The following is an 18,163-nucleotide window of genomic DNA, read 5'->3' as shown; positions in this document are numbered from 1 at the left end:
AGCGACAATGAGCCGTACCGGCCGACTTTTCCTGTTGATGGACGCGATGCGCGGCTACCGCCGTCCCGTCACCGCCGCCCGCTTGGCCGAGCAGCTGGGCGTATCCGAGCGCACCATCTACCGCGACATCCAGACGCTGTCGGGCCTGGGCGCGCCGCTGGAAGGCGAGGCCGGGGTCGGCTACATGCTCAAGGCCGGTTTCTTCCTGCCGCCGCTGATGTTCGGCGCCGACGAGTTGGAGGCGCTGGTGCTGGGCGCGCGCTGGGTGCGCAGGCAGGGTGACGAGGCGCTGGCCGCCGCCGCCAGCAATGCGCTGGCCAAGATCGCCGCCGCCTCGCCCAAGGACCTGCGCGACGACATGGCCGAGACCAGCCTGTGGGTGCCGCTGTACCAGGACCAGGACACCGCCAGCGACGTCCACGTGCGCCCGGTGCGCGAGGCGATCCGCTACCAGCACCGCTTGCGCATGGCCTACCAGGACGAGCACGGCAAGCCGTCGGAGCGGGTGGTGTGGCCGTTCGCGCTGGCTTTCATGGAGGGTAAGCGCTTGCTTGCCGCGTGGTGCGAGCTGCGCATGGCGTTCCGCCATTTCCGCATCGACCGCATCGAGCAGGTGGAGTCGCTGGGCGTGCGCTATCCGGCCCGCCGCAGCGACTTGCTCAAGACATGGCGCCAGCAACACAACCTGCGCGAAGACTCCTGACAAAAACTGTCGCGGACCGGTCGTACGATGAAGTCCTCAACTCATTCATCGGAGACTGCCATGCGCTTATACCACCACCCCGCTTCGTCGAACTCGCGCCGCGTCATGCTGGCGGCCCTGCACATGGGTACGCCGCTGGAGGTGACTGAAGTGAACTTGATGAGCCCGGAAGACCGGCGCCGCCTGGAGACACTCAATCCCAATTCGATGGTGCCGGTGCTGCAGGATAGCGACTTCATCCTGTGGGAATCCTGCGCCATCATGCAATACCTGGCCGACCGCACGCACGGCCAGACGCTCTACCCGGACAATGTCGTGGTGCGGGCCGACATCAACCGCTGGTTGTTGTGGGCGTGCCAGCATTTCTCGCCGGCGCTGGCCATCATCGTCTGGGAAAACATCTGGAAGGGCATCACCGGCAACGGCCTTCCCGACCAGGCGGAGCTGGACCGGGGCGCGCGGTTGGTGGCGAGATTTGGCGCCGTGCTGGAGCAGCATCTGGCGGGGCGCGACTGGGTGGTGGGCGAGAAGCTGAGCCTGGCGGATTTCGCGCTGGCCGCGCCGTTGATGTATGCCGAGCAAGCCAAGTTGCCGGTCACTCAATATCCGAAGATGATGGCGTGGTTGGGCCGCATTCAGCAGCTGGACGCGTGGAGGCAAACGGAACCGGTGTGGTGACAGAAACTTGTGTCCATATGTGAACTGGCGCACAGAGCGGGCGGGGCGGAGAGCGTATTCTGGACTTGTCTCCTCTGGAGGAGATCCCTAGTTTTGGACTTTGCCCGCTCCCCAGCGGGCTTTTTTTTATGCTGCGAACCCCGAACCGAGGCGGGGTCTGACCCCGGACGGGGTCAGACCCCTGCGGCCGCAGTGCGGGTTAAAGCATCAATACGGCGTACAGCGACTGCACTTCCAGCGCCGATTCGCTCATGATGGCGTGCAGCGTGCCTTCGCCGACCACGAAGTCGATGGTGCGCGCGCCTTGCAGCGTGGTCGCGCCCGGCCGCTGGTACAGCGGCGAATGCACCGGCGACAAATCATTGGCCAGCAGCAGCGTATCGCCCAGGGTTTCCGGCGGCAGCGCGCGCAGGCCCACCCACATCGATTCGATCGCCCGGTAGACGCCGTCCGGCACGTCCAGCTTGGTCATCACGCCGCGGCCTATTTCCACTTCGCCGTGCTCGACCCAGTCTTCCGGCTCGCCGTCCATCACCTCCGGGAAATCGCCGGCGCAGGACAGCATGTAGAAACCCGCCACCTCGTGCATGATGCCGGCAAACAGCGCCGTGTCCGGATCGACGTGCGTGACGCGGCGCGCGATCACCTGCGACAGGGCCGCCACGTGGGCCGTGTGCTCCCACAATTGATTGATCTTGGCCAGCAGGGCGGGATCGGTGACCTGGCTGCCGATCTGGCGCACGATCAGCGCCGCCACCAGCGATTGCAGGGTGCGCACGCCGAGCCGCTGCACGGCCGCGCGCACGCTGGAGATTTCAGTGCCGGAACGGTTGTAGGCCACCGAGTTGGCGATGGCGACGCTGCGCGCCGCCAGCAACGGGTCCGCCTGGATGAGCTTGGCTGCCGCCTCGACGTGGCAATCGGGATCGCTCAGCGCCTGCTGCAGGCGCAGCGAGGCGTTGACGTTGGCCGGGAACGACAGCTCCCCCCGGCTCGCCTGAGCGGCAATAGTCTTGAAGGCGTCGAGTCTGTCCATCAAAAAAATTATACTCTCGAAAATTGCCGCATAGCACTTTTCGTGAAAATACTTTTCGTCTGCCTGGACGGGGCTTAGTGGTATGACGGTTAGCAAGTTGAGCCGGGGATGCTCTTGCCGGTTGAGAGATTGAGACCGAAGCGGCATGTGTAGGGGGCAGATGGCGTGTCCTTGTCGTAAGTACACTCCACGTCGCCCTTTTCCCTGATCCGTAAGTGGGACGACGCGCCGCAAGTCTCTTTTAAGTCGGGGCCGATGGATTCGAACATTTCTTTCGCCATGAGTCCCTCGACCATGAATGCCATCTTGCGATCAGTTCGCGTGGGCGGTTGTTTTTCATCCAGGTCGTTCGAGTAGGTCAGGTAGGACATCTTGTACGATGTGTATGTGCCGTCCCACGGCTTCTGGGTGCCTGCATATGCCAGCAAAGATAAGATGGATGTCACTGCAAGAAGTGCAAGGTGCTTTTTCATGCGTCCTCCTCTGCAAATTAGCCAAATTGGACGTGGAAGTGATTGTCATGTTTCCTTAGCGGCGACACGGCAGATATCCTGCTGTCGTTGAAAAATATCTTCAACTTGCCACATGCATAGGCGTGAAAAATGTTTATCAGCGTTTCGGTCGCGTCGAGGTCATATGCATCGTCGTGATAGGTCACTGGAGCGTGGTGCCCGTCTTTTCTCATAGGACGAATATCCACTTCTAGTCCTTTTAAATGCGATGCATGATCGAATTTCACGCCATTGGCGATGCTGATGTTGCCCACCCCGAATTTGCGGTCGTCGATTGTTGCCCACTCCCGCTCGACGGCAAGGATCAGGGTCATCATTCGAGGATGTGCAAATTGAGCGGCACCCCCACCCGGTGTGCCGTAGACGTAATACCCGGCTTCCTCGGGGGCTTGAGGAAGAATGAAGTAGGCGCGTGCATCCTTGGGTTGGACTTCGAGCATGATAACCCCCTTACGCGATCCGGTTGGTCGAGAGGTCCCATCCGCCAGAGGTGTTGCCGCCGGCACCGCCGCCGATTTTCTGTTGGCTATATTTCCACTTTACCTTTGAGAATTTCAAACCGATGGCGTCGTGTAATACATCGCCTTCATGTACCACTTGGCTGATATTGCCGATCAGAACGTTTTCAAGCTCGACTTCGTAGTACTTCACGCGCTCGCCCTGCCCATCTGCCCGCATGAATTCGAGCCGTGCTTTCGGGATCGTCTTACCTGCGGAACAGGTTTGCATCAAAAGCGGTGAGGACAGGTCCACAAGCTTGGTGATAGCGATGCTTTGATGTTCGCATCTTTCTGCCGTGTGGCCGCCAGCGGTTGACGCCGTAGCGCTTTTGGGTTGTTTTACGCCCCATTGGGCAGATGTAAGTTCGATCCAGCCAGGGTGCGCAGAGTCGGCCGATTCGCCTTTGATGCCGTCGATTTGCAGATATACGTCGATTGCCATGATAGCTCCAGAATTGATTTATGGAATACCAGAGGGCATTGTTGCGCGTCCTGTTGGGGGCGGCCTTGGGGCCGGTCAAACGGCGCGTCTTTGTGTGCAGTTCGTAGATTTAAAGGTAAAGTCCAGTACCCATACGCTTGATATGGATACTGGGGCCTTATGGTAATGGCGCGATTTAACTTCGCGGAATTTCCGTCGGACAGGTTTCTATTGCTCGCTGAAAATAGCGTCGCAGCCGTCCTGGGTGGCGTCGGTGTCTTGCAGTTCGTCGGTCAGGCCCAGGTCGAACAGTTCTTCGATGGCGTTCATGAAGCTGTTGTGCTTGGTCGCGCCGATCAGGCGGTAGATTTCGCCGTCTTCGTTGCGCACGCCGATGATCAGCTTTTCCTGGCGCACTTCGTCAGGGGTGGACTGGTTCAGCAGCAGGTTGCCGATGATGTGTTTGTCGAACTTGGCAGGCTTTTTGCCTTCGAGCAGTGTCGTTTTCAAATGATTTCCTTGGTTGAGTCGCAGGTGGACGGGCATTCGGTATGGCCGGCCATGATGACAGTTTTAAGATCGCTCAGGGTTTTTTCAAGGGCGGCGAAATCGTCTTCGCTGTAGTGCGCGAACACTTTTCCGCTCTCCTTGATGACTTTCGGGAAGACCTTGCAGAACACCTGCTCGCCCTCCGCCGTCAGCCGGATAAAGAAGGAACGCTTGTCGCAGTCGTTGCGCTGACGCTCCACCAACCCTTTTTGTTCCAAGCGCTCGATCACGCCGGTCAGCGTACCCTTGGTGATCAGCGTCTTGTCGCCCAATTCTTTATAGGACATGCCGGGCGTATTGCCCAGCGTGGCGATGATATCGAACTGGGCGTGCGTCAAGCCGCTCTGGCGCACGTACTGGCCAGAGAGCCGTTCATAGCTCTGTAAGCAATCGGCCAGCAGCCGGATGCTTTTCAAAAATCGTTCACCCATAGACCATGATTATAGCCGGTTCACACCGGCAATCTTGGCCGGTACTATAATGGCGGACGCACATTCATAATAAAAAAACCATGCCTCAACACTTGCGCGGCATTGCCGCTTTGCTCATCGTGACCCTGGTGTGGGGCACGACTTTCCCCGCGATGAAGGACATGACCGGCTACCTGTCGGCCAGCTGGATCGTGCTGTGCCGCTTCGCGCTGGCCGGCCTGCTGTTGGCGCCGTTTATGTGGCGCGCCAAATGGAACGATATCCGCTGGGGCATCATCGCCGGTGGGGTGTTGTTCCTGTGCTATGTGTTCCAGATCGAGGGGCTGGCGCTGACCAGCTCCAACCGCAACGCCTTCGTCACCGGCCTGAACGTGCTGGTGCCGCCGCTGCTGGGCGTGCTGCTGGGCGCGCGCCTGGAGCGCCGCATCGTCGTCGCGCTGGTGCTGGCGCTGGCCGGCTTGTTCGCCTTGTGCTGGGAGGGCAGCTTTACCTGGGGCCGCGGCGATACGCTGGCGCTGCAGTGCGCGCTGTTCTTCGGCATCTACGTCAAGTTGATGGAAACCACCACCCGCAAGGTCGAGAAGCTGATGGTGCTGACCGCCTCGCAGATCCTGACGGTGGCCGTGTGCGCCGCCGCCTGGCTGCTGATCCGCGAAGTGCCGCTGGGCTTTGCCGAGCGCAGCCAGGATCTGCCGGACTACGTCAGCTACATCTGGAAGGGCTTGCAGATGTACGGCCTGAACCTGGTCTACCTGGGCGTGGTCGCCACGGCGGCCATTATTTCGCTGCAAACCTGGGGCCAGAGCCACAGCAGTGCCAACGAGGCGGCCGTGATCTACGCCTTCGAGCCGGGTTGCGCGGCGATCTTCGCGTATTTCTGGCTGGGAGAGACGCTGGCCTGGAATGGCTTGCTGGGCGCTGCGCTGCTGATATCCGGCATGATCGTCAGCCAGTGGAGCACCGAGCGGCCCGCCGCCGCGCTGGCTCCGGAGTAGGTGTCTTATGTCTTTCGATAATCTGTCCCGCGTTACGCAACAGCGGCCGCTGCGCATGTTGCTGGTGAACGCGGGCGAGGCCGACGCGCTCACCTGGGCCGGCCTGGTGCAGCCGCTGCGCCTGGCCGCCACCGCGCTCGGCCGCGACGTGCTGCATCTGGAAACCATGACGCCGGCACAGGTGGTGCTGGCGCAACCGGGCTGGCCGCCTCACAATCCACACCTTGCTTTGTTGGTGGCGGACGAGGGCCAGTCGCCGATGGCGCCCGAGTTGAGCCGCGCCGTCATCGAACGCTGCCGCTCGGCCGAGTACTGGGGCGGTGTCGGCGCCGGCGTGCTGTGGCTGGCCAGCGCCGGGCTGATGGCGGGCGTGCGCATCGCGCTGCCGTGGGCGCTGTATGCCGACACCGAGGGCATTTCCGAACGCGCCATCCTGACGCCTCACCTGTTCGAGCTGGACGGCCGCCACCTGAGCTGCTGCGGCGGCGCCGCCAGCATCGACTTCTCGCTGACCCTGATCGAGCATTTGTTCGGCGCCACGGTGCAGGCCGGCATCAAGGAAAGCCTGTGCATCGAGCGCGTGCGCGGCCACGAGGAGCGCCAGCGGGTCGCCCTGCAGGCGCGCTTCGGCGCCTTGCAGCCGCGCTTGTCCGAGGCGGTGACGCTGATGGAAACCAATATCGAGGAACCGCTGTCCACCGACGACATCGCCAACCTGGTCGGCCTGTCGCGCCGCCAGCTGGAGCGCTTGTTCAAGCAATACCTGGGCAGCCTGCCGTCGCGCTACTACCTGGAGCTGCGCCTGCAACGCGCCCGCCAGCTACTGTTGGAAACCAATCATTCCATCGTGCAGGTCGGGCTGATGTGCGGCTTCTCGTCCGGTTCGCACTTCTCGACCGCCTTCGGCGCCCTGTTCGGCAACACCCCGCGCGAGGAGCGCCAGCGCAAGCTCCTGCCATAGAGGCTGGTTCAAAATGGCCATGGCGTTGTTGCAGCGCCTCGCCGTGCAGGTGCACTGTCTTCGGCGCTGCGCCTAGCCATGCCCATTTTGAACCAGCCTCTTGACGACTGGTTGTTCTGACAAGCTTACTTTGCGGCCAAAAGTGAAAATCCTTGTCGCCATTAGAAAAGAGTTTTAGCATGCCGCTTTTTATAATGGGTCCACGCGGTGCTGTGCCGCGCCTTACCCAACAACGATAGGGAATGCCATGAACGCCAAGCTCGATACGACCGTAACTACCCGTCCTGTAACTCGTCAGACCTTTGATGAAGTTCTGGTGCCAACCTATGCACCAGCAGCGATGGTACCGGTCCGAGGCGCTGGTCTGGACCTGTGGGACCAGAATGGCAAGCACTATCTGGACTTCACCTCCGGCATCGCCGTCGCTTCGCTGGGCCATTGCAACCCGATCCTGGTCGAGGCGCTGACCCGCCAGGCCAACACCCTGTGGCACCTGGGCAATGGCTACACCAACGAGCCAGTGCTGCGCCTGGCCACCGCGCTGACCGAAGCGACCTTCGCCGACCGCGCCTTCTTCTGCAACTCCGGCGCCGAAGCCAACGAAGCGGCGCTGAAGCTGGCCCGCAAGTACGCCCACACCAAGTTCGGCCCGCACAAGTCGCGCATCGTGTCGTGCTACCAGTCGTTCCACGGCCGCACGCTGTTCACCGTGTCCGTCGGCGGCCAGTCCAAGTACACCGAAGGCTTCGAGCCGCTGCCGCCAGCGATCGACCACGTGACCTATAACGACATCGAGTCCGCACGCGCCGCCATCGGCGACGACGTCTGCGCAGTGATCGTCGAGCCGCTGCAAGGCGAAGGCGGCGTGGTTCCAGGCGACAAGGCCTTCCTGCAAGAGCTGCGCGACCTGTGCGACAAGACCGGCGCGCTGCTGATCTTCGACGAAGTCCAGTGCGGCATGGGCCGTACCGGCGACCTGTTCCACTACATGAGCTACGGCATCACCCCGGACATCCTGACCTCGGCCAAGGCGCTGGGCAACGGCTATCCGATCGGCGCCATGCTGACCACCGACGAACTGGCCAAGACGCTGGGCGTGGGCACCCACGGCACCACCTACGGCGGCAACCCGCTGGCCGCGACCGTGGCGCTGACCGTGCTGGACACGATCAACCAGCCGGCCTTCCTGGCCCGCGTCAAGGAAGCCAGCGCCAAGCTGCGCGCGACGATGGAAAAACTGGTGGCCGACTACTCGCAGGTGTTCACGCTGGTGCGTGGCGCCGGCCTGCTGCAAGGCCTGGTGGTGACCGACGCCTGGAAAGGCCGTTCGAAGGACATTCAGCGCGCGGCGGAAGCCAACGGCCTGATGGTGCTGATCGCCGGCATGGACGTGCTGCGCCTGGCGCCAGCGCTGATCGTCACCGACGCGCAGATCGCCGAAGCCGACCGCATCCTGCGCCTGTCGCTGGACGGCATGATCAAGGCCGCTTAATAGCACCTACGGCGGCGGACCTGGTTCCGCCGCCTTTCATTTCAGCCCGGTGCTTTGTGCTCCGGGCTTGTGCGTTAATCTGAGGAGTTCCCATGTATGTAGTCCGTCCGGTAGAACTTGCGGATATTGCTGCCCTCGAAGCGCTGGCCGCAGTGACCATGCCGGGTGTGCACACCTTGCCGAAAACGCGCGAGAAGATCGCCGACATGATCGAGCGTTCGATCGCCTCGTTTGCCGCGCACGTCGACATCCCCAGCGAAGAATCCTACCTGCTGGTGCTTGAATCGCCGCAGGACCAGACCATCGTCGGCACCGCCGCGATCTTCGCCGCCGCCGGTTCCAACGGCACCTATTTCTCCTTCCGCAACGACGTGATCCAGCAGGTCTCGCGCGACCTGAACATCAGCCACAGCGTGCACGCGCTGACGCTGTGCTCCGAGCTGACCGGCTATTCGCAGTTGTCGAGCTTTTACGTCGGCGAGCGCGAACACGGCACGCCGGAAGCGGCCCTGCTGTCGCGCGCGCGCCTGATGTTCGCCGTGCTGGCGCCGCACCGCTTCGCCGACCGCTTCTTCGTGCCGCTGGCCGGCGTGACCGACGCCGACGGCGGTTCGCCGTTCTGGGATGCGCTGGGCCGAAAATTCTTCAAGATGGACTTTCTCGACGCCGAGCGCGTGATCGGCGGCGCGCGTAACCGCACGCTGATCGTCGAGCTGATGCCGCACTATCCGGTCTACGTGCCGCTGCTGCCGGGCGACGCGCAGGCGGCCATGGGACAGATCCATCCGTCGGGCGAGCTGGCGTTCAACCTGTTGACGGCCGAAGGCTTCGAGGCCGACGACTACATCGACATCTTCGACGGCGGCCCGATCCTGCAGGCGCACAAGAATTCGCTGCGCACCTTCAACGGCGCGCTGCAACGCCGCGTAACCACCGCCGCCGATTCGCCGGACCGCGGCCGCGAACCGCAGCTGCGCTACGCCGTGTCGTCCGGCTCCGAACACAACTTCCGCGCCGTGATCACGCATTGCGCCGCGCTGGAATCGCAAGTCAATGTGGCGCTGCCGGCCGACGTGCTGGAAGCGCTCCAGATCGCCGAAGGCGATACCGTCATCTGCGTCAGAATTTAAGAGTGGATCAATTATGCTAGTAGTACGCGCAATCACAGCCAACGACCTCGACGCCCTGTACGTGATGGCCACGCAGGTCGGCAGCGGCATGACCACCCTCAAGCCGGACATGAAGATGATGGGCGACCGCCTGGCGATCGCCGTCGCCTCGTTCGCTGAAACCATCCCGCCCGAAAAGCGCGACTACATGTTCGTCATGGAGGACACCGACAACGGCCGTATCGCCGGCGTGTGCGCGATCAAGGGCGCGGTCGGCCTGACGGAGCCGTTCTACAACTACCGCATCGGCACGTTGGTGCACTCCAGCCGCGAGCTGGACGTGTTCACCCGCATGGACACGCTGTACCTGTCGAACGACCTGACCGGCAGCACCGAACTGTGCTCGCTGTTCCTGGCGCCGGACTACCGCACCGGCAACAACGGCAAGCTGCTGTCGAAGAGCCGCTTCCTGTTCATCGCCCAGTTCCCGCACCTGTTCACCGAAAAGCTGATCGCCGAAATGCGCGGCTACCAGGAGGAGAGCGGCCGTTCGCCGTTCTACGAAGGCCTGGGCCGCCACTTCTTCAAGATGGACTTCGACCACGTCGACGACCTGACCGCCGTCGGCAAGAAGTCCTTCATCGCCGAGCTGATGCCGCGCCAGCCGCTGTACGTGGCCTACCTGCCGGAAGACGCGCAGGAAGTGATCGGCAAGGTCCACATGTCGACCGCGCCGGCGCGCCGCCTGCTGGAGCAGGAAGGCCTGTATTTCGAGGGCTACGTCGACATCTTCGACGCCGGCCCGGTGCTGCAGGCACGCGTGTCGGAACTGCGCGCCATGCGCGAAAGCACGCTGGCCGAAATCGGCCCGACGACGGATTGGGATTCGGCCTGCGCGCCGGAATCCATCGCCGCCGAACCGATGCTGGTCTCGAACACCACGCTCAAGGATTTCCGCATGATCCTGTCGCAATCGGTGCCGGTCAACGGCGCCATCGCGCTGCCGGAAGCCGAACAACAACTCCTGCACTGCCATACCGGCGATACGGTGCGCACGCTGACCCTTAATTTGAGGAAGAATCCACATGTCTAACGCTTTGAGTAAAGTCTTGAGTAACTTCATCAACGGCGAGTGGCTCGCCGGTAGCGGCGCCGAACTGGTCACCATCGATCCATCGAACGGCAAGCAGACCTGGGCCAGCAACGAATCGACCGCGCAGGACGTGGGCCACGCCGCCGCCGCCGCGCGCGACGCGTTTGAAGCCTGGGCCTTGACGCCGCTGGCCGAGCGCATCGCCGTCTGCACCCGTTTCCGCGATCTGCTGAAACAGGACGCGGAAGAGCTGGCGCTGCTGATCGCCGAGGAAGTGGGCAAGCCGATGTGGGAAGCCCGCACCGAAGTGACCACCATGGCCAACAAGATCGACATCTCGGTGCAGGCCTACGGCGCCCGCACCGGCGAAACCCAGAACAAGGTCGCCGACGGCGAGGCCGTGCTGCGTCATCGTCCGCACGGCGTGTTTGGCGTGTTCGGTCCGTACAACTTCCCGGGCCACCTGCCGAACGGCCATATCGTGCCGGCGCTGATCGCCGGTAACACCGTGGTCTTCAAGCCTAGCGAATACGCGCCGCGCACCGCCGTCAAGACGGTGCAGCTGTGGGAGAAGGCCGGCGTGCCGAAAGGCGTGATCAACCTGGTCAACGGCGGCCGCGATGCGGGCGTCGCACTGGGCCAGAACGAGCTGCTGGACGGCGTGCTGTTCACCGGCAGCTGCCAGACCGGCACCGCGCTGCACAAGCAGTTCGGCGGCCAGCCAGGCAAGATGCTGGCGCTGGAAATGGGCGGTAACAATCCGCTGGTGGTGTGGGGCGAGGATAAGACCATGGACATCGACGCCGCCGTGTTCATGGCGATTTCGTCGGCCTTCATCTCGGCCGGCCAACGCTGCACCTGCGCGCGCCGCCTGATCGTCAAGCAGGGCGCCGAGGGCGATGCGATCATCGCGCGCCTGGTGGACGTGGCCAGCCGCCTGACCATCGGCGCCTCCGCCGCGGAACCGGCGCCGTTCATGGGCCCTGTTGTTTCGGCAGCCATCGCCAAGCGCCTGGTGCAGGCGCAGGCCGACATGGTCGCCAAGGGCGGCCGCAGCCTGCTGACGATGCGCCAGCTGGAAGAGAACACCGGCTTCGTCTCCGCCGGCATCGTCGATGTCACCGACGCCAAAGGCATTCCTGACGAAGAGTGGTTCGGCCCTCTGCTGCAGGTGATCCGCGTGGCGGACTTCGACAGTGCGATCAAAGCCGCCAACGCCACCGAATTCGGCCTGGCCTCGGCGCTGATCTCGAACGACGAGAACCTGTGGAAGATCTTCCAGGTGCGCGCACGCGCCGGCATCGTCAACTGGAACCGTCCGACCACCGGCGCCGCCAGCAGCGCGCCGTTCGGCGGCGTGGGCAAATCGGGCAACCATCGTCCGAGCGCCTACTCCGCGGCCGATTACTGCGCCTATCCGGTCGCTTCGATCGAAAACAATGTACTTGAAATGCCTGCGAAACTGTCGCCGGGCATGCACTTCTAAGGAACTGACATGCACGCACGCGAATTCAACTTCGACGGCCTGGTAGGCCCATCGCACAACTACGCCGGTCTGTCGTTCGGCAATGTGGCCTCGTTCAGCAACGTCAAGAGCGCTTCGAATCCGAAGCTGGCGGCGCTGCAAGGCCTGGCCAAGATGCGCGCATTGGCCGCGCGTGGTTTCGGCCAGGCGCTGCTGCCGCCGCAGGACCGTCCGAATTTCCGTCTGTTGCGCAGCATCGGTTTCACCGGCAGCGATGCCGAGGTGCTGGCCAAGGCCGCCAAGGAGTCGCCGGTGATCCTGGCGTGCGCCTGGTCGGCCTCGCCGATGTGGACCGCCAACGCGGCCACCGTCAGCCCGTCGGCCGACAGCGCCGATGGCCGCACGCACTTCACCGCCGCCAATCTGAATAACAAGCTGCACCGCGCTTTCGAGCACGCGCAGTCGGCGCGCTCGCTGCGCGCTATCTTCAAGGACGAGAAGCACTTCGCCGTGCATGACGCGCTGCCAGGCACGCCGGCATTCGGCGACGAGGGCGCGGCCAACCACACGCGTTTGTGCAAGGACCACGGCAGCGCCGCCGTCGAGATGTTCGTTTACGGCCGCACCGAGTTCGATGCGTCGGCGACCGCGCCGAAAAAATACCCGGCCCGCCAGACGCTGGAAGCATCGCAGGCGGTGGCCCGTCTGCACGGCCTGTCGGCCGAGCGCACCGTCTACATCCAGCAGAATCCGGACGTGATCGACCAGGGCGTGTTCCACAACGACGTGATCGCGGTCGGTAACGGCAATGTGCTGTTCTATCACGAGCAGGCCTTCGCCGACGAAGCGGGCGCGCTGGAACAGCTGCGCCGCGCGATGGGCGGCGTGGGCGCGGACCTGAACGCAATCCGCGTCGACACCGCCAAGGTGTCGGTGGCCGACGCGGTGCACAGCTATTTGTTCAACAGCCAGCTGCTGAGCAAGGACAACGGCAAGATGGCGCTGGTGATTCCGCAGGAGTGCGAGGAAAACGCCGCAGTTGCGGCCTATCTGCAAGGCCTGGTCGCCAGCGGCAACGCGGTCGACGAACTGATTCACTTCGACCTGCGCCAGTCGATGCGCAATGGCGGCGGTCCCGCGTGCCTGCGCCTGCGCGTGGCGCTGACCGATGCCGAAGCGGCGGCCATGCATCAAGGCGTGGTGATGACCGAGGCGCTGTACCACACGCTGGTGGCGTGGGTGGAGAAACACTACCGCGACCGGCTGGAGCCGTCCGACCTGGCCGATCCGGCGCTGGCGATCGAAGTGCACGCCGCGCTGGAAGACTTGAGCCGGATTTTGGGCTTGCCTGGACTGTATGATTTGTAAAACACCATCTCGCCCTCATATGGGGATTTGGTGTCTAATAGCGCTCAACCACTGCCGCGCAGCCACAAGCCGGCGCGGCGCCTGCAACATAAAATACACATAACGTATTGGAGAAGCAACGATGAAACAAATGCCACAAGACCTGCGCGCACAGACGCTGGATTTGGTCAATTCGAGCAAGCCGGCCAGCGACAGCAGCCAGGTCGCCTCCCTGATCAGCGCCTGGCTTGGATCCCTGGACGAAGAAGACCTGGCGGGCACCGCCCCGGGTAGCCTGGCCCCGGTATTGTGGGACGGTTTCACGCAAGCCTCCAAGCGCACCGGCTCCGGCGCGCAGATCGCCAAGCTGCGCTACGCGGATGGCCGCGGCGGCATGGCCACCGCGCTGCTGGTCCTGAACGATGACATGCCTTACCTGGTCGATTCGATCGTCATGGCGATGCGCAAATTGCGCGTGGGCGTCAGCGGCGTATTGAACTCGGTGCTGCCGGTTGCGCGCAATGCGGATGGTGTGGTGACCGCCGTCGGCCAGAGTGGCGACAAGCTCGAATCGTATGTACTGTGCCTGCTGTCCGAAGATCTGCCAGAGGCGGAAATCGGCATGCTGGTCGAGCGCCTGGAAATGGTGTCGCGCGACGCCGCCGTGGTGCGCCGCGACAAAGCCGCGATGCAGGAGCACTTCAGCGAAATCGGCGCCGAAGCCGCCTTGAATAGCAAAAACGGCGACGAAGGCAAGGAAGTCGCCGCCTTCCTGGAATGGGCCAAGACCGAGGGCTTCGAGCCGTTTGGCTACGCCTACTACCAGGTCAAGCCGGGTGTGCGCGAGCTGGAACGCGACATCCCTAGCCGCATCGGCGTGCTGCAGGATACTTCGCATCCGGTCTACGGCACCTGCCTGGCCAATATCCCCGGCGATTTCGACACGCTGTCGAAACGCGCGCACACGCTGTCTATCGTCAAAGCCGACGTTGAGGGCACACTGCACCGCGACCAGCAACTGGACTTCATCGGCATCCGCCACACCGACGCGCAAGGCGCGATCCTGGGCGAGTACTGCTTCGTGGGCCTGTTCACCCGCGCCGCCACCGCGACGCCGCTGAACCGCCTGCCGTTCGCGCGTGGCCGCGTGGCCAAGGTGCTGGGCATCGCCGGCGTGCGCCAGGAAGGTTTCCGCGCCGAGAAATTCATCGAGATCCTGGAGTCGCTGCCGCGCACCGAAGCGCTGGAAGCGGAGCCTGAATGGCTGGCCGAAGTATGCGGCGCCGTCGTTTCGCTGTACAAGCAGCCGCGCACCAAGGTGTTCGCCCGCCGCGACGTGTACGCGCGCCACCTGAACGTGCTGGTCTACCTGCCGCGCGAGCGTTACAGCGCCAGCGTCGCTTCGTCGCTGGCCAAGGCGCTGCAAGCCAGCTCCGGCGCGCAGCATGTCAGCTCGCAGACGCTGGTGGCCGACGGCCCGCTGGCCCGCGTGTACCTGATCGCCCACGCCGCGCGCTATCCGCTGGACCTGGAAACCGATATCCAGCAGCCGCTGTTGTCGGTGCTGGACGGCTGGCACAACCAGTTCTCCGCGCTGGCCGACGCCGTGCCTGACGTGCCGCTGCGCGCCAGCCTGCGCAAGATGTGCGCCACGCTGCCGATCGACTACGTCGCCACCACCGCGCCGGAAGCGGCTTTCCACGACCTGGGCACCATCCTGCGCAACACCGATCCATCGCGCGTGGACGTGCGTGTGGAAACCGTCGCCGATGCCACCACCATCCGTTTGTATTCCGTCGACCGCGTGCCGTCGCTGTCGACCATCCTGCCAGCGCTGCATAACGCCGGCGTGGCGATCGACCGTGAACAGGCGCACTCGCTGCGCGTGGACGGCCAGCGTCACTTCGTCACCAGCCTGTCGGTGGATGCCGCCAGCGCCGCCAGCCTGGCCAAGGCCGACATCGTGCCGGTCGCGCAGGACCTGTTCGCTGCACTGTTCAACAACGAAGCCGAAGACGGCCGCCTGAATGGCCTGGTCATCGAAGGCGGCTTGAGCGTGCGCCAGGTACAACTGGTGCGTGCCTACATGAGCTACTGGCGCCAGACCGGCAGCCGTTTCTCGGTGCGCTACATCGCCGAGACGCTGCGCAAGCAGCCGGTGGTGGTCAAGCAGCTGGTGGACGCCTTCCTGCAGCGCTTCAATCCTGCGCTGGACGCCGCCACCCGCGCCGCCGCACTCGATGCGTTGGCCGGCATCAAGAGCCGCCTGCCGGCGATCAACCACGCCGACAGCGAAGAAGTGCTGGGCGCGATGACCGACCTGATGGTCGCAACGCTGCGCACCAACTACTTCCAGAACAACCAGAAGGGCGACAAGATCATCTTCAAGTTCGACACCAGCAGCCTGTCGCTGGTGCCGGAACCGCGTCCGTTCCGCGAGATCTTCGTGTTCTCGCGCCGCTTCGAAGGCGTGCACCTGCGCGGCGGCCCGGTCGCCCGCGGCGGCCTGCGCTGGTCGGACCGCATGGAAGACTACCGCACCGAAGTGCTCGGCCTGGTGAAGGCACAGATGGTGAAGAACGCCGTCATCGTGCCGGCCGGCGCCAAGGGCGGCTTCGTCTGCAAGCAGATGCCGAAGGACGCCGTGCGTGAAACCATCGCGGCCGAAGGCGAAGCAGTGTATCGCCTGTTCATCGCCAGCCTGCTGGAAGTGACCGACAACCGCGTGCTGGGCAAGATCGTATCGCCAGCCGACACCATCTGCTACGACGAGAACGACCCGTACCTGGTGGTGGCAGCCGACAAGGGCACCGCGACCTTCTCCGACATCGCCAACGGCATCGCCGTGCAGCGCGGTTTCTGGCTGGGCGACGCGTTCGCGTCGGGCGGCTCGAACGGCTACGATCACAAGAAGATGGGCATCACCGCCAAGGGCGCGTTTGAAGCCGTCAAGCGCCACTTCTATGAAATGGACCACGACATCCACGCCACGCCAGTGACCATGGTCGGCGTGGGCGACATGTCGGGCGACGTGTTCGGCAACGGCGCGCTGCTGTCGCGCAAACTGAAAATCGTGGCGGCCTTCGATCACCGCCATATCTTCCTCGATCCGAATCCGGACATGGAAAAATCCTTCGTCGAACGCGAGCGCATGTTCGCGCTGCCGCGTTCCTCGTGGGACGACTACAACAAGGAACTGATTTCGGCCGGCGGCGGCGTGTACCCGCGCAGCGCCCGCAGCATCGAGCTGTCGCCGCAGATCCGCGCCGCGCTGGACATCGAAGAAACCTCGCTGCCGCCGGAAGAGCTGATGCACCGCATCCTGCTGGCCCCTGTTGACCTGTTCTACAACGGCGGTATCGGCACCTACATCAAGGCCTCGACCGAATCGCACGCACAGGTCAAGGACCGCGCCAACGACAATATCCGCGTCGACGGCAACCAGCTGCGCTGCAAGGTCGTCTCCGAAGGCGGCAACCTGGGCGCGACCCAGGCCGGCCGTATCGAGTTCGCGCTGGCGGGCGGCCGCATCTTCACCGATGCGATCGACAACTCGGCTGGCGTGGATTGCTCCGACCATGAAGTGAACGCGAAGATGTGGCTGGACGTGGAAATGAACGCCGGCCAGCTGAGCGAAGCGGACCGCAACCGCGTGCTGAACGAAATGACCGCCGATATCGAACGCCTGGTCCTGCGCGACAACACGCTGCAAACGCAGCTGCTGGTGCGCGAAGCACAGGCACAGACCGACGCCGCCGTGCAAGACGGTTACGCCGCGCTGATCGCGTCGTTGGAAGAAGAGGGCGCCCTGTCGCGTGAGCTGGAGCAGCTGCCATCGGTGGCTGAACTGGCGCGCCGCAAGGCCGACGGCCGTTGCCTGACCACGCCGGAACTGGCGGTGGTGGTCGCCAACGTCAAGAACCGCTACAAGCGCATCCTGTCGGCGCTGCCGCTGACGGACCTGAGCTGGGCCGAGTCGGTGCTGAAGCCGTACTTCCCGGATCTGCTGGTGGCAACCCGTCCTGCGCTGGCGCACCCGCTGGCCAACGCCATCCTGGCGACCGTGCTGGCCAACGAATCGGTCAACCGTTGCGGCCCGCTGATGCTGCGCCAACTGGCCGGCGAGCATGGCGTGGATGAATCGGATGTGATCCTGGCGTGGGGCCAGGCATGGTCCGCGCTGAACCTGGCGCCGATCTTCACGACGCTCGATGCCGATGCGCTGAAGGTGCCGCGCGCCGTGTCGATCAAGGTCGATGCGCGTACCCGCGTGCTGCAGAAGTCCGTCATCGAAGGCGTGCTGACGGTGCCTGCCGACCAGCTGCAGGCACAGGGAGGTGTCGCCGAGCTGGCCAAGCTGTTCGCCAAGCCGGAAACGCTGGCGCAACTGACGCCAGCCGATGGCCAGTCGGATGCGGACATCACCTCCGGCCTGCGCGCCGAATTCGTGCTGGCCTGGAAGGCGGTCGAGGCGATCGATGCGGTGGCGGCGTTTGTGTTCGCGGCGCTGTCGGTATCGCGTCCCGAAGGCATGGACCTGCCGGCGTTCCTGCAAGTTGGCCTGGCGTTGCGCGCGCAGGTCGGCATCGATACGCTGGAGCGCGGCCTGAAGCTGCCGGCCACCAGCCGTTCGCAAGAGCAGCTGCGCAGCTACGCCCAGAACGCGCTGCGCCGCACGCAGCAACGCTTGCTGTCGCAGGTGCTGCAGCATGCGACCGGCGACCATACGGCGGCGGAAGCGGTGGAAGTCGTGGCGAACACGCTGGGCTTGTCCGGCTACGCTGCGGCGGTCGATCTGGAACAAGCGATGCTGGACGTTTGGGCTTTGTCCGAAGCGACCAACACCGGTAACACGATGCTGGCGGTGTAAG

The 18,163-nt window shown here is 63.8% G+C and carries 16 protein-coding genes; 10 read left to right on the top strand and 6 right to left on the bottom strand.

Features of this window, described 5'->3' with window-relative positions; translation table 11 throughout:
- The first annotated feature begins 7 nt into the window (after positions 1-7).
- Both KVP70_RS12390 and KVP70_RS12385 read left to right on the top strand, forming a co-directional pair.
- Positions 8-703: a helix-turn-helix transcriptional regulator gene (locus KVP70_RS12390; RefSeq protein ID WP_217942518.1), complete on the top strand. Its 696-nt coding sequence runs from the start codon at positions 8-10 to the stop codon at positions 701-703.
- A gap of 60 nt (positions 704-763) precedes the next feature.
- Positions 764-1,381, top strand: coding sequence for a glutathione S-transferase family protein (locus KVP70_RS12385; RefSeq protein ID WP_217942517.1), 618 nt, complete (start codon positions 764-766; stop codon positions 1,379-1,381).
- A 199-nt stretch (positions 1,382-1,580) separates the two neighbouring features.
- Here KVP70_RS12385 and KVP70_RS12380 read toward each other — a convergent pair whose 3' ends face one another.
- From KVP70_RS12380 to KVP70_RS12355, 6 genes are all read right to left on the bottom strand, one after another.
- The gene (locus KVP70_RS12380) at positions 1,581-2,417 is read right to left on the bottom strand and encodes an HDOD domain-containing protein (RefSeq protein ID WP_217942516.1); all 837 of its coding nucleotides are present in this window, start codon (positions 2,415-2,417) and stop codon (positions 1,581-1,583) included.
- An 89-nt stretch (positions 2,418-2,506) separates the two neighbouring features.
- On the bottom strand, positions 2,507-2,890 hold the full coding sequence (locus KVP70_RS12375; protein WP_229224763.1) for a hypothetical protein: 384 nt from the start codon (positions 2,888-2,890) through the stop codon (positions 2,507-2,509).
- A gap of 17 nt (positions 2,891-2,907) precedes the next feature.
- A complete protein-coding gene (locus KVP70_RS12370; protein WP_217942515.1) occupies positions 2,908-3,369 on the bottom strand; it encodes a penicillin-insensitive murein endopeptidase in 462 nt (153 codons plus the stop codon).
- A gap of 10 nt (positions 3,370-3,379) precedes the next feature.
- Positions 3,380-3,871 (bottom strand): Hcp family type VI secretion system effector, encoded by a 492-nt coding sequence (locus KVP70_RS12365; protein WP_020700710.1) that lies wholly within the window; start codon positions 3,869-3,871, stop codon positions 3,380-3,382.
- Between the two features lie 207 nt (positions 3,872-4,078).
- The gene (locus KVP70_RS12360) at positions 4,079-4,360 is read right to left on the bottom strand and encodes a hypothetical protein (RefSeq protein WP_020700711.1); all 282 of its coding nucleotides are present in this window, start codon (positions 4,358-4,360) and stop codon (positions 4,079-4,081) included.
- Positions 4,357-4,830 (bottom strand): MarR family winged helix-turn-helix transcriptional regulator, encoded by a 474-nt coding sequence (locus KVP70_RS12355; RefSeq protein ID WP_217942514.1) that lies wholly within the window; start codon positions 4,828-4,830, stop codon positions 4,357-4,359. The genes KVP70_RS12360 and KVP70_RS12355 overlap by 4 nt, the downstream gene beginning before the upstream one ends.
- 80 nt (positions 4,831-4,910) lie before the next feature.
- Here KVP70_RS12355 and KVP70_RS12350 point away from each other — a divergent pair, with 80 nt between their 5' ends.
- The 8 genes from KVP70_RS12350 to KVP70_RS12315 all read left to right on the top strand — a co-directional run bounded on the left by KVP70_RS12350 (position 4,911) and on the right by KVP70_RS12315 (position 18,162).
- A complete protein-coding gene (locus KVP70_RS12350) occupies positions 4,911-5,825 on the top strand; it encodes a DMT family transporter (RefSeq protein ID WP_217942513.1) in 915 nt (304 codons plus the stop codon).
- Between the two features lie 7 nt (positions 5,826-5,832).
- A complete protein-coding gene (locus tag KVP70_RS12345) occupies positions 5,833-6,786 on the top strand; it encodes a GlxA family transcriptional regulator (RefSeq protein WP_217942512.1) in 954 nt (317 codons plus the stop codon).
- A gap of 247 nt (positions 6,787-7,033) precedes the next feature.
- Positions 7,034-8,278 carry an acetylornithine/succinylornithine family transaminase gene (gene astC / locus KVP70_RS12340; protein WP_217942511.1) on the top strand — a complete coding sequence of 415 codons (1,245 nt, stop codon included), beginning with the start codon at positions 7,034-7,036 and terminating at the stop codon, positions 8,276-8,278.
- A gap of 92 nt (positions 8,279-8,370) precedes the next feature.
- A complete protein-coding gene (locus KVP70_RS12335) occupies positions 8,371-9,408 on the top strand; it encodes an arginine N-succinyltransferase (RefSeq protein WP_217942510.1) in 1,038 nt (345 codons plus the stop codon).
- 13 nt (positions 9,409-9,421) lie between these two features.
- The gene (gene astA, locus KVP70_RS12330; RefSeq protein WP_217942509.1) at positions 9,422-10,480 is read left to right on the top strand and encodes an arginine N-succinyltransferase; all 1,059 of its coding nucleotides are present in this window, start codon (positions 9,422-9,424) and stop codon (positions 10,478-10,480) included.
- Positions 10,473-11,966, top strand: a complete 1,494-nt coding sequence (gene astD / locus KVP70_RS12325; protein ID WP_217942508.1) for a succinylglutamate-semialdehyde dehydrogenase — start codon at positions 10,473-10,475, stop codon at positions 11,964-11,966. Before astA ends, astD begins: the two co-directional genes overlap by 8 nt.
- A gap of 9 nt (positions 11,967-11,975) precedes the next feature.
- The gene (gene astB, locus KVP70_RS12320) at positions 11,976-13,313 is read left to right on the top strand and encodes an N-succinylarginine dihydrolase (protein WP_217942507.1); all 1,338 of its coding nucleotides are present in this window, start codon (positions 11,976-11,978) and stop codon (positions 13,311-13,313) included.
- Between the two features lie 121 nt (positions 13,314-13,434).
- Positions 13,435-18,162, top strand: coding sequence for an NAD-glutamate dehydrogenase domain-containing protein (locus KVP70_RS12315; protein ID WP_217942506.1), 4,728 nt, complete (start codon positions 13,435-13,437; stop codon positions 18,160-18,162).
- The last annotated feature ends 1 nt before the right edge of the window (position 18,163 follow it).

Source organism: Duganella violaceipulchra, from assembly GCF_019166075.1.
In the GTDB taxonomy this organism is placed as follows: Bacteria; Pseudomonadota; Gammaproteobacteria; order Burkholderiales; family Burkholderiaceae_D; genus Rugamonas; species Rugamonas violaceipulchra.
This window is presented reverse-complemented; position numbering and strand designations above follow the sequence as displayed.

Bases quoted from the DNA above. Each gene is read 5' to 3' on its own strand.
- KVP70_RS12375 (WP_229224763.1), bottom strand. From the start codon at position 2,890: ATGAAAAAGCACCTTGCACTTCTTGCAGTGACATCCATCTTATCTTTG.
- KVP70_RS12365 (WP_020700710.1), bottom strand. From the start codon at position 3,871: ATGGCAATCGACGTATATCTGCAAATCGACGGCATCAAAGGCGAATCG.
- KVP70_RS12335 (WP_217942510.1), top strand. From the start codon at position 8,371: ATGTATGTAGTCCGTCCGGTAGAACTTGCGGATATTGCTGCCCTCGAA.
- astC (WP_217942511.1), top strand. From the start codon at position 7,034: ATGAACGCCAAGCTCGATACGACCGTAACTACCCGTCCTGTAACTCGT.
- KVP70_RS12355 (WP_217942514.1), bottom strand. From the start codon at position 4,830: ATGGGTGAACGATTTTTGAAAAGCATCCGGCTGCTGGCCGATTGCTTA.
- KVP70_RS12350 (WP_217942513.1), top strand. From the start codon at position 4,911: ATGCCTCAACACTTGCGCGGCATTGCCGCTTTGCTCATCGTGACCCTG.
- KVP70_RS12390 (WP_217942518.1), top strand. From the start codon at position 8: ATGAGCCGTACCGGCCGACTTTTCCTGTTGATGGACGCGATGCGCGGC.
- astA (WP_217942509.1), top strand. From the start codon at position 9,422: ATGCTAGTAGTACGCGCAATCACAGCCAACGACCTCGACGCCCTGTAC.
- KVP70_RS12385 (WP_217942517.1), top strand. From the start codon at position 764: ATGCGCTTATACCACCACCCCGCTTCGTCGAACTCGCGCCGCGTCATG.
- astD (WP_217942508.1), top strand. From the start codon at position 10,473: ATGTCTAACGCTTTGAGTAAAGTCTTGAGTAACTTCATCAACGGCGAG.
- KVP70_RS12315 (WP_217942506.1), top strand. From the start codon at position 13,435: ATGAAACAAATGCCACAAGACCTGCGCGCACAGACGCTGGATTTGGTC.
- KVP70_RS12370 (WP_217942515.1), bottom strand. From the start codon at position 3,369: ATGCTCGAAGTCCAACCCAAGGATGCACGCGCCTACTTCATTCTTCCT.
- KVP70_RS12380 (WP_217942516.1), bottom strand. From the start codon at position 2,417: ATGGACAGACTCGACGCCTTCAAGACTATTGCCGCTCAGGCGAGCCGG.
- astB (WP_217942507.1), top strand. From the start codon at position 11,976: ATGCACGCACGCGAATTCAACTTCGACGGCCTGGTAGGCCCATCGCAC.
- KVP70_RS12345 (WP_217942512.1), top strand. From the start codon at position 5,833: ATGTCTTTCGATAATCTGTCCCGCGTTACGCAACAGCGGCCGCTGCGC.